Genomic DNA, 14,140 nt, shown 5'->3' with positions numbered 1-14,140 from the left:
CAGCGACGTGAAGTGGGGACGTTGGACCCCTGCGCAGGGGTCTTGGGAGGGGCCCTTCGGCCCTATCCGGACCCGGTACCCCACCGCCGATCATGAGGCGGCGACAAGGAAGAGTCAGGTGAACATCCCGCACCACGGCACTTCCCGGCTCGTCGACGACATGACCGCATGGGGAGGACGCCGTCCGGTGGACGAGGCACAGATACAGCAGAAGGGGACCGAGCGGCCGCGCGCCGAGGTCGCCGTGGCCGACGAGGCATCCGGACGGGCGGAGTACACGCCGGGCGGACCGTCGTGGACGGACTGGCTGACGACCACCGACCACAAGAAGATCGGGACGATGTACCTGGTCACCGCGTTCGTGTTCTTCATCGTCGGCGGGGTGATGGCCCTGATGATGCGCGCCGAGCTGGCCCGTCCGGGCACGCAGATCATGTCGAACGAGCAGTTCAACCAGGCGTTCACCATGCACGGCTCGATCATGCTGCTGATGTTCGCGATGCCGCTGTTCACCGGCTTCGCCAACTGGATCATGCCGCTGCAGATCGGCGCTCCCGACGTGGCGTTCCCGCGGTTGAACATGCTCGCCTACTGGCTCTTCCTGTTCGGCTCGTCGATCGCCGCGTTCGGTTTCCTCACCCCGGGGGGAGCCGCCGACTTCGGCTGGTTCCTGTACGCGCCGCTGTCCGACGCCGTCCACTCGCCGGGCCTCGGCGCCGACATGTGGATCATGGGTGTGGCGCTGTCGGGCTTCGGCAGCATCCTCGGCGCGGTCAACTTCATCACCACGATCATCTGCATGCGCGCACCCGGCATGACCATGTTCCGGATGCCGATCTTCACCTGGAACGTGCTGCTGACCGCGCTGCTGATCCTGATGGTGTTCCCGGTGCTGGCGGCGGCCCTGTTCGCCCTGGAGTGCGACCGCAAGTTCGGCAGCCATGTCTTCGACGCGGCCAACGGCGGCGCGTTGCTGTGGCAGCACCTGTTCTGGTTCTTCGGCCATCCGGAGGTGTACATCCTGGCGCTGCCGTTCTTCGGGATCGTCTCCGAGGTGATCCCCGTCTTCTCCCGGAAGCCGATGTTCGGCTACATGGGCCTGATCGGGGCGACGATCGCGATCGCGGGTCTGTCGGTGACGGTGTGGGCGCACCACATGTACGTCACCGGCGGCGTCCTCCTGCCGTTCTTCTCCTTCATGACGTTCCTGATCGCGGTGCCGACGGGCGTGAAGTTCTTCAACTGGATCGGCACCATGTGGAAGGGCTCGCTCAGCTTCGAGACGCCGATGCTGTGGACCACCGGCTTCCTGATCACCTTCGTCTTCGGCGGCCTCACGGGCGTGATCCTGGCCTCGCCGCCGATGGACTTCCACCTCTCCGACTCGTACTTCGTCGTCGCGCACTTCCACTACACGGTCTTCGGCACGGTCGTGTACGCGATGTTCGCCGGCTTCCACTTCTGGTGGCCCAAGTTCACCGGCAAGATGCTCGACGAGCGCCTCGGCAAGATCACCTTCTGGACGCTCACGGCGGGCTTCCACCTGACCTTCCTCGTCCAGCATTGGCTGGGTGCCGAGGGCATGCCCCGCCGGTACGCCGACTACCTGGCCGCCGACGGCTTCACCGCGCTCAACACCCTGTCCACGATCGGGTCGTTCCTGCTGGGCCTGTCGATCCTGCCGTTCTTCTACAACGTCTGGAAGACGGCCAAGTACGGCAAGAAGGTCGAGGTCGACGACCCGTGGGGCTACGGCCGTTCGCTGGAGTGGGCGACCTCCTGCCCGCCCCCGAGGCACAACTTCACCATGCTGCCGCGGATCCGGTCCGAGTCTCCGGCCTTCGACCTCCACCACCCCGAGATCGCCGCGGCCGAGGCGGTGAACTGAGGTGGCGCACACCGTCCCGGCGACGGGCGCCGCGCTGGTGACCGCCGCCGGCTGCGTCTGGTACCTCCCTGCCCTCGCCGACCTGCGAGCCGGGGCCGACCGGCCGGCCTCCCGCCGTACCGCGGCGGTGGCCTGTCTGACCGGCTGGAGTGCGGCCGCGGTCGGCGCCGCGGTGCTCTTCGCCGGCGTGGTGTGGCAGGCGGCCTGCGCGGTGGTGGTGGCGGGTGCGACCGTCGCGGCCGCGCTGCGGATCCGTGCCGCCGCACAGCACCGCCGGGAGGTGCGGGAGATCGCCCGTCACTGGGCGGCGCCGGCCCCCGGACACGGCCGCTCCCGGTACGCCTTCGCCGCCCTCCTCGCCTGCGGACTCGCCGCCGCCGTGGCCACGGCAGCCCTCCTGGTGGCCGCCGGCCCGGAAGACGGCGCGGACTGGCTGATGATCGCCACAGCTCCCGCGGCGGTCGTCGGCCTGACCCTCGCCATCGCGGCGACGCGCACACGTACGGCCCGTGGCACCATGGCGGGCCGTACGTGGCCCGCGCGATAGGGGAGCGTGTCGGCGGTGACGCCCATCTGACGCTTCGGTGCGCCAGAGCCCTTCTGCTGGCCTAGGAAAGGCCATCTGAACTGCAGGTTCTCCTTGTCTTGGCCGCCGTGACGTGTGTCCGCCGTGACGTGTTTCCGATGACGCATCACGTGGAGTGCGTGGCGATTCTGGAGCCGGTGGCCAAGGGCGCCTGAACTCGGGTCTTGCGCGCGCTCGTGGTGGTCGGCTCCGGTGTGGCGACGAGTGCGGGCGGGCCAAGACCCGTCGCCCGCGTGCGATGCGTCCGGTCGGTGCCGGGCTGATCCTGAGTGCGTCAGCCGGCTCCTGCCGGCGAGCAGACGGGTGGTGTCCGCGATGCCCTCCGGTGATCCGGATCTCCGGGCTATGGGGTTCGGGCGGCTGAAGGTCCGTCACGCCTGGCGTCGCGTTCAGTGGTAGGCGTGCACGACGGCGTGGCCCTTGCCCCGGCCGATCATCCACTTGTTGACCGGCGTGGTGATGAGGAAGGCGACCCCGAAGCCGCCGAGGAGGGCTGACCAGAACAGGGCGTCGTCCAGGTGGGCGTCCATCGCGCCCGGGGTGAGGGCGATGATGGCGTTGTCGACCAGCTCCATCACGGCGATCGAGACGGTGTCGGCGGCCAGGGCCACCTTGATCGCGCTCTTGAGGTCCAGGCCGGCCCGCCGCACCGCGAACAGGGTGAAGGAGTAGCCGAAGAGGAACGCGAGCGTGATGGCCAGGACCATGGTCGGCACGTTGCCCCACCCCAGGGCCGTGCCGATGACCATGCCCAGGATCTCGCCGATGGCGCACCCGGTGAGGCAGTGCAGGGTGGCCTTCGCCGCCGTCGCCCAGGAGGCCCCTCCGTGCCCTCCATGCCCTCCACGGCCTGCATGACCTTCGTGGCCTGCATGACCTTCGTGGCCTGCATGACCTTCGTGGCTTCCGTGACTTCCTTGCGGGTCTGTGTGCCCGGTGTGGTCGTGGGTGGTGCCGTCGTGGCCGGTCCTGTGGTCCGTGTGGTCCATGACCTCTTCCTCCCTCTCCGTCCTTGGCGGCCCGTGGTCGGGCTCGCGGCCCAGGATATACCCCTGGGGGGTATGTGGCCAGAGGCGCGCCTGGACGCCTCGGGTGCCCCTGGAGGCGGTTCGGTTCACCCGTCTGAGACGGATGGGCGGTCGCTGCGTACTAAGCGGGTACGTAGAAGTCGACGATCGGTGAGCCGGATTTCCGGCCCCGTGAAGGGGTGGCGACGTGGCTGGACACCTTCTTGGCTGGACGCTGGTGGCACTGGGAGCCGGGGCGGCCGTCGGGAACCTCGTGCGGCTGGCACTGGTCAGAGGCTGGGTCCGGTACGAGGCAGGGGCCGAGGTGGTCATGGGTGTGGGGATGGCCGTCATGGCGGCGCCTCCGACCGCGAGCCTCTACGGCACGTACGGCGTGTGGTGGGCGACCCTGTTCGGGCTGCTCTGTCTCGGGGGCGTGGCCCTGTCCGTCCGGCATGCCGTACTCGGCGGTGTGCGGCAGCTGCGGCACGGCGCCCATCTCGTGATCGGCAGTGCCGCCATGGTGGTGATGACCCTGGCCATGCCCGGCGCCGCCTCGGGACCGACGCTCGCCCTGGCCGGCTCCTCCGGGCACGGCCATGGGGGCGCCGCCGGGACGGAGGGCATGAGCGGGATGGAAGGCATGAGCGGGATGGAGGGCATGGGAGCCCATGGCGTCACCGAGGCCGCCGCCGCGTCGGGCTCCGCCATGGTGTGGCGCGTCGCCTTCTGGGTCCTGGCCGCCTACTTCCTGGCGTCCGTGGCGCTGGCCGTACGCGCCCGGCTGCGGGAGCCGGGTGGATCGTCCGCCGGGTCGGCCGCCCGGGCCCGCCACCGCCGGGCGTCTCGCACCCCGGACATGCTGTCCGTCCCGAACGCCCGCCTGGCCGGTCACATCGGCATGGGCGGCTCCATGGCGACGATGCTGTTGATGATGACCGTCTGACCCGAACGGGCATTATCCATGGGGGAGTTGGGTCCCAAGGGGGCCCGCGTTGACGGGGGCGGCTACGTCCGCGTCACGCGGCGCCCAGCGGGCAGGTGACGAGGAGCGGCAACAGCGGGACGGTCGCGGTCACTGCGGCGACGGAACCCCAGAACGCGCGGTGCGCGGGACGGCGTGGCCCGAGCACCCGCCGGATCCGGATCAGGACCGCCGGGCCGCCCGCCGCGAAGGCGGCCTTCGGGGTCCGGGCGGCTGCCATCTCGTACATCGCGCTCGCCAGCGCCCCGTCGGAGTGGGCGCGCAGGGCGTGGTCGTCGGCGACCATCTCCAGCAGGAGTGCCGTCTGCGCGCGGGCGTGACGGGCCAGGGGGAGCCGGGGGAAGAGCGAGTGGAACGCCTCCGCGGCGGCGATCACCAGATGGTGGCGGCCCGCGATGTGGGCCCGTTCGTGCGCCAGGACCGCCGCCAGTTGTTCGGGGCTCAGCTCCCTTACGGCCGCGTCGCTGATCACGATCCGGGGCCGGTGGCCCGGCAGGCAGTAGGCGGCGGGCACGTCGTACGGCAGGACGGTGGCCCCCAGCCGCTCGGAGCGGCGGCCGACCAGATCCACCGCCTCCCGGTGCCGGTCCCGCGCGCGCCGGGCTCGTGCGACATGGAAGGCGAAGGTGCCCGCGAGTGCCGTCCCGAGCGCCGTGGGAACGGCGACCGCGAGGCGGCCCGCGGTGTCGTGAGCGGGTCCGCTCGCGCCCAGGTCGAGTCCGCAGGAGTGCAGCAGGCCCAGGAGTCCCTGGTGGGTGTGCTCGGTGGGCATCAGCAGGTGGTACGCGGTCAGTGCGATCCCGAGGACGAAGGACAGCGTCAGCGTGTGCCAGACCAGCAGGGCCAGGGCCGGAGCCCGGTGCGGCCATGCGGCGCGCAGGACCAGGGGAGGGGCGACGAAGCCCACCGCCGCCGTGTAGGCGAGCAGGAGTGGAGCCGCGTTCACGGTTTCGCCTGCCGTCCGACCGCGCGCAGCGCCTTGCGCAGGGCGGCCTGTTCCTCCTCCGTCATGTTCTCCACGAAGTGGACCAGCGCGGCCGGCCGGTCCTTGCTCGCGTCGAGACCGTCCTCCATCAGCGCGGCGGCGTACGCCTCGCGGCTGCGCACGGGGGTGTACAGCCAGGCACGGCCCTGCTTGCCCCGCAGCAACCAGCCCTTGTTGTAGAGGATGTTGGTGACCGTCATGACCGTGGTGTAGGCGAGCGGACGGGTCTTGTTGAGATCGTCGACGACCTCGCGCACCGTCGCCGGACGGTTCCACGTCCAGAGGCGGTCCATGATCTCCGCTTCCAGTTCCCCCAGCCGTCTCATGACCCCTGCTCCTTCTGGCTGTTGACGTGTACGCACGTAGGCGCGTACGCAGGGGCATAGTAGATGGCCCGCGGACCGGCCTGTGGATGGCCTGCCCGCGTGAGGACCGGCGCGGGCCGTCGTCGGCCCGCGCCGGGGGTGCTCAGAGTCGGTCGAGGATGTCGTTGAGCTGCTCGACCTCGGCGGTCTGGCCCTTCACGATGTCACCCGCCATCTTCACGGCGGCACCGTTCTTGCCGTCCTTCTGCTCGTCCTCGGCCATGGTGATGGCACCGTTGTGGTGCTGGATCATCATCTCGGCGAACATCTTGTCGAACTCGGTGCCCTTCATGCCCTTGAGCTGCTGCATGTCCGCGTCGGACATCATCCCGTCGCCGCCGCTGCCGTGGTCCATGCCGGGCATGGACTCGACGGTCGTCGGCTTGCCCCAGGACCGCAGCCACCCCTTCATCGCCATGATCTCGGGGTCCTGGGCCTTCTCGATCTGCTCGGCGAGCTCCTTGAGCTCCGTGTCGGAGGCCCGGCCGTCGGCGAGTTCGGCCATGTCCAGGGCCTGCTCATGGTGCGGGATCATCATCTGCGCGAAGGTGACGTCCGCGTCGTTGAAGTCGCCGGATCCGGTGTCGGACGACCCGCCGCCGGACGATCCGGCGTCGCCGGACGCGGACGGCGAGCTCTTGCCGCTGCCGTGGTCCATGCCGTCCATGTCGTCGCCGCATGCGGTGAGGAGCAGGGCGCCGACGGCGACGATGCCGACGGTGGCGGAGGCGCGGCGAAGGCGCGTCCGGCGAGCGGTGCGCGTGAAAGCAGTCATGGTCGATTCACCTCGTGGTGTGCGTTCTTGGCTGTTCGTGGGCAGGCGGAGCCGCGGGGCCGCGCAATGCGCGCGCCCGCGTGGGAGGTTCGGCCTACAGCCGCAGAACTGACAGACGGGTGAGATCGGGCCCGCGCGGCGGCGGGCGGGGTCGCGCGATCGTGGCGACCTGGGCGAGAAGTGCTGCCCACTCCTCATGACGGCGGGTGAACGCCGACTTGAGGAGGACGGTGAGAGCCCATGCGCCGAGCAGGATCGCCACGCAGAGGGACTGCATGTCCATGGTCGTGGCCGGTTCGTGCGAGGACGACGGCCCCGGACCCGGCGCCGTCGTCGACGGCCCCGAACCCGGGCCCGGCGCCGTCGTATGTGTCGCAGTGGCGTGCGAGGCGGCGCCCATGGAGTGTGCGGGCTCGCCGGGATGCCCCGTGCTGTGCATCGCGAAGACGCTGAAGGCGAGGACGGCGACGAGCAGCAGATGGCCGATGGGGCCACCCGCGCGTACGCGCCGACTCAGCTTCATGCGGGGCTCCGTCACCGGCCGTTCTGGATCTGCTGTCACGACCGTACCCAAGGAACGGTCGTCGCGCCGGGTGATGGGGCGTTTTCTACTGTTCTACTAAGAGGTTTCGTGGTGTAGATCACGTGGCGGCGACATCTGACCACGGCGCCGCCGAGTGGGCGGGGGTCAGGGCGTGCCGGAGGTGCTGTCCAGGGCCGAGGGACCGGCGGCCTCGGCCGGGGGCGCCGACGAGGCGGTGGTGTCTGCCGGGGGCGCCGACGGGGCGGTGGCGTCGGTAGCGGTCTTGCTGGGTGGGGCCGAGGGGATCGGGGTCGTGGTGCTGTCGCTGTCCGACCGGGGGTCGGGGTGCCGGGGCGGTGTCGGTGCCGATGTGGGTGTGGATGTCGGCGTGGGTGACGGGGGGGTGCTGGTCGCGGGGGGTGGGGCCAGGGGGACCGAAGGGCTCGCGGGGGCCTTGTCGCCACCGAGCCGCAGCGGGAGGGCGATCAGGGTGACGACCGCGCAGGCCGCGGCGGCACCGGCCGCGGCCCGGGCCAGCCGGCGGCGGGCGGCGGTGCGGCGGATCGCCTCGTAACGGCCGGGCGGTGGGCCGAGTCGGTCGGCCGGGGGACGCAGGAGGACGGTGAGCGGGTCGTCGGGCTCGAAGTCCGGGCCCTCGTCAGGGCGTGTGATCAAGGCTTCTCCTCAGGTGGGCGCGGAGCAGTTCGCGGGCCGCGTGGAGGTCGGCCTTGACGGTTCCTTCCTTGCGTCCGGTCAGCTCGGACACCTCCCGGATCGGCATGTCAGCGTAGTAGTGCAGCAGGATCGGTACGCGCAGCCGTTCCGGCAGCGACCGCACGAGCAGCCGCACCGAGGGGTCGGACTGTTCGGCGTCGTCGTACCGCGGGCGCACCGCGGCCTCGGCGGTGGCCCGGTGCATGGCCTTGCGTTCGCGTTCGAGCTTGCGCCAGTGGTCCCGTACGAGGTTGGCCGCGGTGACGTAGAGGAAGCCGTGCGGCTCCGCCACCGACGTCCAGCGGGCCCAGAGCCGGGTGAACGCCTCCGAGGCGATCTCGTGGGCCGTCTCGTCGTCGTCGACCAGCCGACGGCACCAGCCGGCGAGGCGCGGGTAGAGGGCGGCGAACAACTCGGACGCGGCCTTCTCACGGGTCCGTTTCAACGCTCTCCATGGTCGTGATGGTGCGACAAGAGGAAGGGGAGGAATGGGGACGGAGGGAAGGGAGGGAGGAGGGGGGAGGTCGGGGTGCGGGTCACCGGGCCGTGGGGCTCAGCGTCGCGAAGACGATCACGTTGTCCCGGTACTCCTCGCCCGTGCGCGGGCCGCCGCAGGTGATGAGGCGCAGCGCGGGACGGTTCACGTTGCCGTAGACCTCGTTCGTGGGGAAGTCGGCCTTGGCGACCGTGCGTACGGAGTCGACGGTGAACTCCGCTGTCGTGCCGTTCTCCAGGCGCGCCTCGATCCGCTCGCCCCGCCGCAGCCGGGCGAGCCGGCGGAAGACACCGTCACCGTAGGGGCCGACCGTGACATGGCCCAGGATCACCGACGGGCCGGTCTGGCCCGGCGTCGGCGAGTGCCGGTACCAGCCCGCCCTGTCGTGCTCCGTGACCGGCGGCACCTCCACCGTGCCGTCGGAGGCCAGCCCCAGGCGGATGACCGGGGTGTCGACCTCGATGGCCGGGATCAGCAGCCGCACCGGCACCGAACGGGCCAGGGGGCGTGCCGCGCCGGGTGTCGGCGTCTGGGACGGCGAGGACCGATGCGGGGTCGCGCCGTCCCCGGAAGGCTTGGTCGTGGCGTGGTCGGCGCGGCCGCCCTCGCAGCTCACCGACAGCGCGGCGGCCGCCGCCACGGCGAAGGCGCGCCTGGAGAGCGGTGTCACGCCTCGTTCGCCCGCTTGCGGCGTACGAGGACTACGGCCGCGCCGCCGCCGAGGAGCAGCGCGGTGGCACCGGTGCCCGCCAGCACGGCCGTGCCGCTGGTCCCCTGAGACTCCGGCGCCGTACCGGTGTCGGGGGCTCCGCTCGGGACGACGGGGACCTGGCTCGGCGCCGGGCTCGTGACACTGTCGTCCGTGGCCTCGGCGGGCGCGGTGTCCGACGGCTGATCCTTGGCGGGGGCGGACGGGACCGGGGTCGCCGTCTTGGCCGCCTCCTGCGGTACGGCGGCCGGGCTCGTGTCGTCGGCGAAGGCGGGGAGCGCGGTCGCCAGCACGGCGGTGACGGCAAGTGCCGTGGCACTGAGGACGGTTCGGCGCATGGGTCGCTCTCTCTCGTCTGGATCGGGTCTGTCGAACGGCTTCGTGGGCCACCGCGCGGCCGGTTGCCCGGGGTGCGGCGGCGTCACGTACCGAGCGGAGAGACGAGACAGCGGCGGGGGGCGTTGTAAAGAGATGGCAAAGTCGTTTCTGGGGGCGGTGGGAGGGTTGGGGGTGCTGGGAGCGGTGGGAGAGCTAGGGGCGCCGGGGCGTTGGCGGTTGGGTGGCGCTGGGGGCTTTGCGGACTCCGGGTTGCTGCGGGCCTCCGGGATCGCGGGCGTACGCGTCACGCGAGGAACACCAGCTCCACGGCGACCGTGGCGCGGCGCGACCGGTCGGGCCCCGCTCGGCAGACGGGCCCGGCTCGGTAGACGGGCCCGGGCGGCACCCGCTCAGTACACGTCCCGCACGTACCGCTTCTCCGTGGCCAACTGCTTCACGTACGCGGCCGCCTCGTCCTCGGTCATCCCGCCGTGGGTGATCGCGATGTCCCGCAGGGCCCGGTCGACGTCCTTCGCCATCCGGGAGGCGTCGCCGCACACGTAGAAGCGGGCGCCGTCCTGGAGCCAGTGCCACAGCTCGGGGCCGTGCTCGCGCATCCGGTCCTGGACGTAGACCTTGGCGCGCTGGTCGCGCGAGAAGGCGGTGTCCAACCTGCTGAGCACGCCCGACTCCTGAAGCTCTGTCAGCTCCTCCTGGTAGTAGAAGTCCGTCGCCCGGTGCTGCTCTCCGAAGAACAGCCAGTTGGGCGCCCGGTGGCCGAGGGCCTGCCGTTCCTGGAGGAAGCCGGTGAAGGGCGCGACACCGGTGCCGGGGCCGACCATGATCATCGGGGTCAACGGATCGGCGGGCGGCCGGAAGTGCGGCGAGCGCCGGACGTGGACCGGCACCTCCAGGTCCGCCTCACCGTCCGCGAGGAAGGGGGAGCAGACCCCGCCGCGCGGGCGCCCGTGCAGGTTCTCGTACCGCACGACCGACACCGTCAGCGAGATGTGGTGCGGGTCGACGAGCGGGCTCGACGAGATCGAGTACAGGCGGGGCTGTAGCTTCTTGAAGACACCGGCCCACTCCTGGGCGGAGGCGCGTACGGCGAACTCGGCGACCACGTCGACGGCCTGCCGTCCCCACGACCACTGGGCCAGCCCGTCCTTGTTGTCCGGACGCATGAGCTTCTTCAGCTCCCGGTTGTCCCGGGTCCGTTCGGAGACGAAGCGGAGCAGGTCCGAGGTGATCCGGGTGATGTCGAGATGCCGGTGCAGCGCCTCGGCGAACGGCACCTCGCCCACCCCTTCGACGGTCACGGGAGCCGAGCCGTCCAGACCGGTCACGGCCAGCCATTCGGCGACCAGGCCGAGGGAGTTGACCGGCCGCACCCCGAGCGCGTCGCCCGCCTCGTACGCCAGTCCCGTCCCGCTGGTGTCGAAGGTGAACCGGCGCACCTCCTTGCCCGCTCCGGGCAGGCTGAGCAGCCGGTTGCCGACCAGCCGGGCGATGGCGGGCGCGGGCCTCGCGGAGCGGGGGGCGGGCGTGGACGCGGGTGCGGTGACCTGGGGGGCGGCGATGGTGACGGAGCCCTGGGGCGTCGTTCCCGCAGCCGTGGGCCCGCCCTCCGCGGGGCCCTCGCCCCCGTCTGTCCCCTTGCCGAGCGCGGTGATGACCTGGCCCAGCCAGGCGTCCGCCGACGGTTCGTAGTCCGGCTCGCAGTCCGTGCGCGGGGCCAGCCGCACCCCGCCCAACTCGTCGAGCCGGGCGTCCAGTCGGCGACCGTGCCCGCAGAAGTCGTCGTACGAGGAGTCCCCGAAGGCCAGCACGGCGTAGCGCACGCCGTCCAGGCGGGGGGCCTCCTGCCGGGACAGCGCGTCCCAGAACCCGGAGCCGTTGTCGGGTGCGTCGCCGTCCCCGAAGGTACTGGTGATCAGCAACAGGTCCGTGCCGGGCGGCAGTCGGTCCGGCGTGGCCTCGTCCATCCCGACGAGCGTCGCCCGGTGCCCCGCCGCCCCCAGATGCTCGGCGGCCGCCGTCGCGAACTCTTCGGCCGTCCCGGTCTGCGAGGCCCACAGCACGACGACCTCGCGTCCGGCCGGTTCGACGGCGGCGGGCTCCGCGCTCGGCGCCGTCGACCGCGAGTACATCCCGGCGAGCACCCCGTTCACCCACACCGCGTGCTCGGGCGCGAACGGCGCGTCCGCCGGGAGCACGGGCACCCCCTGCACCCCGGACCCGAGCCCGGCGAGGAAGCCGGTGAGGTACTGCCGCTCCTGGGCGGAGAGGACGGGCGGCGGCGAGGGTTCGAGACCGAACGGGTTGGCACCGAGGGCGACCTGAGTCGGCACGGCGACCGCCGCCGATACGGGGAGCGGGGACGCCGGTACGGGGGCTGTCGTCGGGGCCGTCGCCGGGGCTGTCGTCCGGGCCGTCGTCGGCGTGCCGGTGGGTTCGCTCCCGGCCGGCGCCGCGAACCTCGCCGACGCGGCCACCTTCGCCAGGGACACCGCGCACACCTTCAACTCCGGCTGGAACGACAGCGGGTCCACCGCGTCGCTCGTCACCGCGTTGATGCTCAGGTACTCCCCGAAGAGGTCGTTCCAGTGGAACGGCGCGAACACGCACCCGGGCATCACACGGTCGGAGACCACCGCCGGCAGGACGGCCCGCCCCCGCCGCGAGGCGACCTCCACCGAGTCCCCGTCCGCGACGCCCAGTTCACGCGCGTCCCGCGGGTGCACCTCCACGAACGGCCCCGGGTTCAGCCTGTTGAGCTTGGCGACCCTGCCGGTCTTCGTCAGCGTGTGCCACTGGTGCTGCAGCCGCCCGGTGTTGAGCACGAACGGATAGTCGTCGTCCGGCATCTCGGCGGGCGGCAGGTGCGGACGTGCGTGGAACACGGCCCGGCCACTGGCCGTGGGGAAGAGCAACCCCCGACCGGTCCCGCCGTCATCGCCCGCCGCGCCGTCACCGTTCGCGGCCTCGTCACAGTTGGTGGCCCCGCCACCGTTCGCGTCGCCGGTTCCCACCACGTAGCGGATCGGGTTGCGCGTCGGCCCGTCCTCCGAAGCCGCGGGCCACTGCACGGACCCCGACCGCAGCCGGTCGTACGTCACGCCGCGCAGGTCCCAGCCGGTCTTCGGGTTCCACGCCCGCTTGATCTCCTCGAAGACCTGCTCGGCGCTGTCGTACGAGAACCCCTTCTCGAAGCCCATCTCCCGGGCGACGGCCGCGATGATCCGCCAGTCGGCCATCGCCTCGCCAGGCGGGTCGGCGGCGGGGGCGGCGAGGGTGAGGTTGCGCTCGCTGTTGATGAGGACGCCCTCGGACTCGGTCCACAGGGCCCCCGGCAGGACGACGTCGGCGTAGGCGTTGGTCTCGGTGTCCGCGAAGACGTCCTGGGTGATGACGAACTCCGCGGCCTCCAGCCCCTCGATCACGGTCTTGCGGTTGGCCACGGAGGCGACCGGGTTGGTGCAGATGATCCAGCAGGCCTTGATCTCCCCGTCGGCCATCTTCTGGAACATCTCGACGGTGCCCTTGCCGACCCCGTCCTTGCGCAGGCTGTCCGGCGCCAGCTCCCACAGCTCCTCGACGAACGCCCGCTCCTCGTCCACGAGGACGGACCGCTGACCCGGCAGCCCCGGCCCCATGTAGCCCATCTCGCGCCCGCCCATCGCGTTGGGCTGGCCGGTGAGCGAGAACGGGCCGCTGCCCGGCCGGCAGATCGCACCGGTCGCCAGGTGCAGATTGACCAGCGCGTTGGTGTTCCAGGTGCCGTGCGTGGACTGGTTGAGCCCCATGGTCCAGCAGCTCGTCCACTCGGCGGCCTCGCCGATCAGCCGGGCGGCCTCGCGGATGTCGTCCGCCGGGATGCCGGTGATGTCGGCGACGGCGTCCGGCGCGTAGTCGGCGAGGAAGTCGGGCATCGCCTCCCAGCCCTCGGTGTGGGCGGCGATGAAGTCGGCGTCGGTGTGCCCGTTCGCGTGCAGCTGGTGCAGCAGGCCGTTGAGGAGGGCGAGGTCCGTGCCCGGACGTATCTGCAGGAACAGGTCGGCCTTCTCGACGGTCGCCGTGCGGCGCGGATCGACGACGATCAGTTTCGCGCCCGCCTTGACCCGGTCCATCATCCGCAGGAACAGGATCGGGTGGCAGTCCGCCATGTTCGAGCCGATGACGAGGAAGACGTCCGCCCGGTCCAGGTCCTCGTAGGAGCCGGGCGGGCCGTCGGCGCCCAGCGACAGCTTGTAGCCGGTGCCGGCGCTCGCCATGCACAGCCGGGAGTTGGACTCGATCTGGTTGGTCCGGATGAAGCCCTTGGCCAGCTTGTTCGCCAGGTACTGGGCCTCCAGGCTCATCTGGCCGGAGACGTAGAAGGCGAACGCGTCGGGGCCGTGCTCGTCGATGATCGCGCGCAGCCGCCGGGCCGTCTCGGTGATCGCGTCGGAGACGGGCGCGGGGGCCGGTTCGTCGCCCCGGTCTTCCCGCACGAGGGCGGTGGTGAGGCGGCCCGGTGCGGCGAGCATGTCGGCGGTGGTCGCGCCCTTGGTGCAGAGGCGGCCGAAGTTCGCCGGGTGGGACTTGTCGCCGGACGCCTTCAGCACCGTGCGCCGGCCGTCGGGGCCCATCCCGACGTCCAGGAGCATGCCGCAGCCGACACCGCAGTACGAGCACACGGTCCGCACCTGTGTCGTGGTGCTCTGCGGGCCCTGCGCGGCCACGGGCGGCCCCTCTCTGTCGGCGTCCGGGGTGTCCGGTCGTTCGTCCTGCCGTTCGTCAGTTCGTC

Annotated in this window: 13 protein-coding genes; 3 read left to right on the top strand and 10 right to left on the bottom strand. The window is 71.6% G+C overall.

Translation table 11 applies throughout. The features are described from left to right. The first annotated feature begins 160 nt into the window (after positions 1-160). Positions 161-1,888 carry an aa3-type cytochrome oxidase subunit I gene (gene ctaD / locus ACZ9QC_RS10010; protein ID WP_472921649.1) on the top strand — a complete coding sequence of 576 codons (1,728 nt, stop codon included), beginning with the start codon at positions 161-163 and terminating at the stop codon, positions 1,886-1,888. Between the two features lies 1 nt (position 1,889). Beyond that, positions 1,890-2,435 (top strand): hypothetical protein, encoded by a 546-nt coding sequence (locus ACZ9QC_RS10005; protein WP_472919852.1) that lies wholly within the window; start codon positions 1,890-1,892, stop codon positions 2,433-2,435. A gap of 428 nt (positions 2,436-2,863) precedes the next feature. Here ACZ9QC_RS10005 and ACZ9QC_RS10000 read toward each other — a convergent pair whose 3' ends face one another. After that, a complete protein-coding gene (locus ACZ9QC_RS10000; protein ID WP_472919851.1) occupies positions 2,864-3,463 on the bottom strand; it encodes a DUF4396 domain-containing protein in 600 nt (199 codons plus the stop codon). A gap of 226 nt (positions 3,464-3,689) precedes the next feature. Here ACZ9QC_RS10000 and ACZ9QC_RS09995 point away from each other — a divergent pair, with 226 nt between their 5' ends. Further along, complete coding sequence (locus tag ACZ9QC_RS09995; protein ID WP_472919850.1) at positions 3,690-4,427, top strand: DUF5134 domain-containing protein; 738 nt, start codon at positions 3,690-3,692, stop codon at positions 4,425-4,427. 73 nt (positions 4,428-4,500) lie between these two features. On the opposite strand, the gene ACZ9QC_RS09990 is transcribed toward ACZ9QC_RS09995, so the two are convergent. The 9 genes from ACZ9QC_RS09990 to ACZ9QC_RS09950 form a co-directional block, all read right to left on the bottom strand. Continuing rightward, positions 4,501-5,412, bottom strand: coding sequence for a M56 family metallopeptidase (locus tag ACZ9QC_RS09990; RefSeq protein WP_472919849.1), 912 nt, complete (start codon positions 5,410-5,412; stop codon positions 4,501-4,503). Next, positions 5,409-5,777, bottom strand: a complete 369-nt coding sequence (locus tag ACZ9QC_RS09985; RefSeq protein WP_045562083.1) for a BlaI/MecI/CopY family transcriptional regulator — start codon at positions 5,775-5,777, stop codon at positions 5,409-5,411. Before ACZ9QC_RS09985 ends, ACZ9QC_RS09990 begins: the two co-directional genes overlap by 4 nt. 142 nt (positions 5,778-5,919) lie before the next feature. Beyond that, the gene (locus ACZ9QC_RS09980) at positions 5,920-6,591 is read right to left on the bottom strand and encodes a DUF305 domain-containing protein (protein ID WP_472919848.1); all 672 of its coding nucleotides are present in this window, start codon (positions 6,589-6,591) and stop codon (positions 5,920-5,922) included. Positions 6,592-6,685: 94 nt separating this feature from the next. Next, a complete protein-coding gene (locus tag ACZ9QC_RS09975; RefSeq protein WP_472919847.1) occupies positions 6,686-7,114 on the bottom strand; it encodes a DUF6153 family protein in 429 nt (142 codons plus the stop codon). A 165-nt stretch (positions 7,115-7,279) separates the two neighbouring features. Beyond that, entirely contained in the window at positions 7,280-7,789 is a 510-nt protein-coding gene (locus tag ACZ9QC_RS09970; protein WP_472919846.1) for a hypothetical protein, read from the bottom strand. Beyond that, on the bottom strand, positions 7,773-8,273 hold the full coding sequence (locus tag ACZ9QC_RS09965) for an RNA polymerase sigma factor (RefSeq protein WP_472919845.1): 501 nt from the start codon (positions 8,271-8,273) through the stop codon (positions 7,773-7,775). Before ACZ9QC_RS09965 ends, ACZ9QC_RS09970 begins: the two co-directional genes overlap by 17 nt. Positions 8,274-8,364: 91 nt before the next feature. Further along, positions 8,365-8,994: a class F sortase gene (locus ACZ9QC_RS09960; RefSeq protein WP_472919844.1), complete on the bottom strand. Its 630-nt coding sequence runs from the start codon at positions 8,992-8,994 to the stop codon at positions 8,365-8,367. Further along, a complete protein-coding gene (locus ACZ9QC_RS09955; protein WP_472919843.1) occupies positions 8,991-9,371 on the bottom strand; it encodes a sortase-dependent protein in 381 nt (126 codons plus the stop codon). Before ACZ9QC_RS09955 ends, ACZ9QC_RS09960 begins: the two co-directional genes overlap by 4 nt. A gap of 390 nt (positions 9,372-9,761) precedes the next feature. Further along, entirely contained in the window at positions 9,762-14,075 is a 4,314-nt protein-coding gene (locus ACZ9QC_RS09950) for a molybdopterin-dependent oxidoreductase (protein ID WP_472919842.1), read from the bottom strand. Between the last annotated feature and the right edge of the window lie 65 nt (positions 14,076-14,140).

The organism is Streptomyces sp. HUAS MS02, assembly GCF_055702265.1.
This window is presented reverse-complemented; position numbering and strand designations above follow the sequence as displayed.

Bases quoted from the DNA above. Each gene is read 5' to 3' on its own strand.
- ACZ9QC_RS09985 (WP_045562083.1), bottom strand. From the start codon at position 5,777: ATGAGACGGCTGGGGGAACTGGAAGCGGAGATCATGGACCGCCTCTGG.
- ctaD (WP_472921649.1), top strand. From the start codon at position 161: ATGACCGCATGGGGAGGACGCCGTCCGGTGGACGAGGCACAGATACAG.
- ACZ9QC_RS09980 (WP_472919848.1), bottom strand. From the start codon at position 6,591: ATGACTGCTTTCACGCGCACCGCTCGCCGGACGCGCCTTCGCCGCGCC.
- ACZ9QC_RS09955 (WP_472919843.1), bottom strand. From the start codon at position 9,371: ATGCGCCGAACCGTCCTCAGTGCCACGGCACTTGCCGTCACCGCCGTG.
- ACZ9QC_RS10000 (WP_472919851.1), bottom strand. From the start codon at position 3,463: ATGGACCACACGGACCACAGGACCGGCCACGACGGCACCACCCACGAC.
- ACZ9QC_RS09975 (WP_472919847.1), bottom strand. From the start codon at position 7,114: ATGAAGCTGAGTCGGCGCGTACGCGCGGGTGGCCCCATCGGCCATCTG.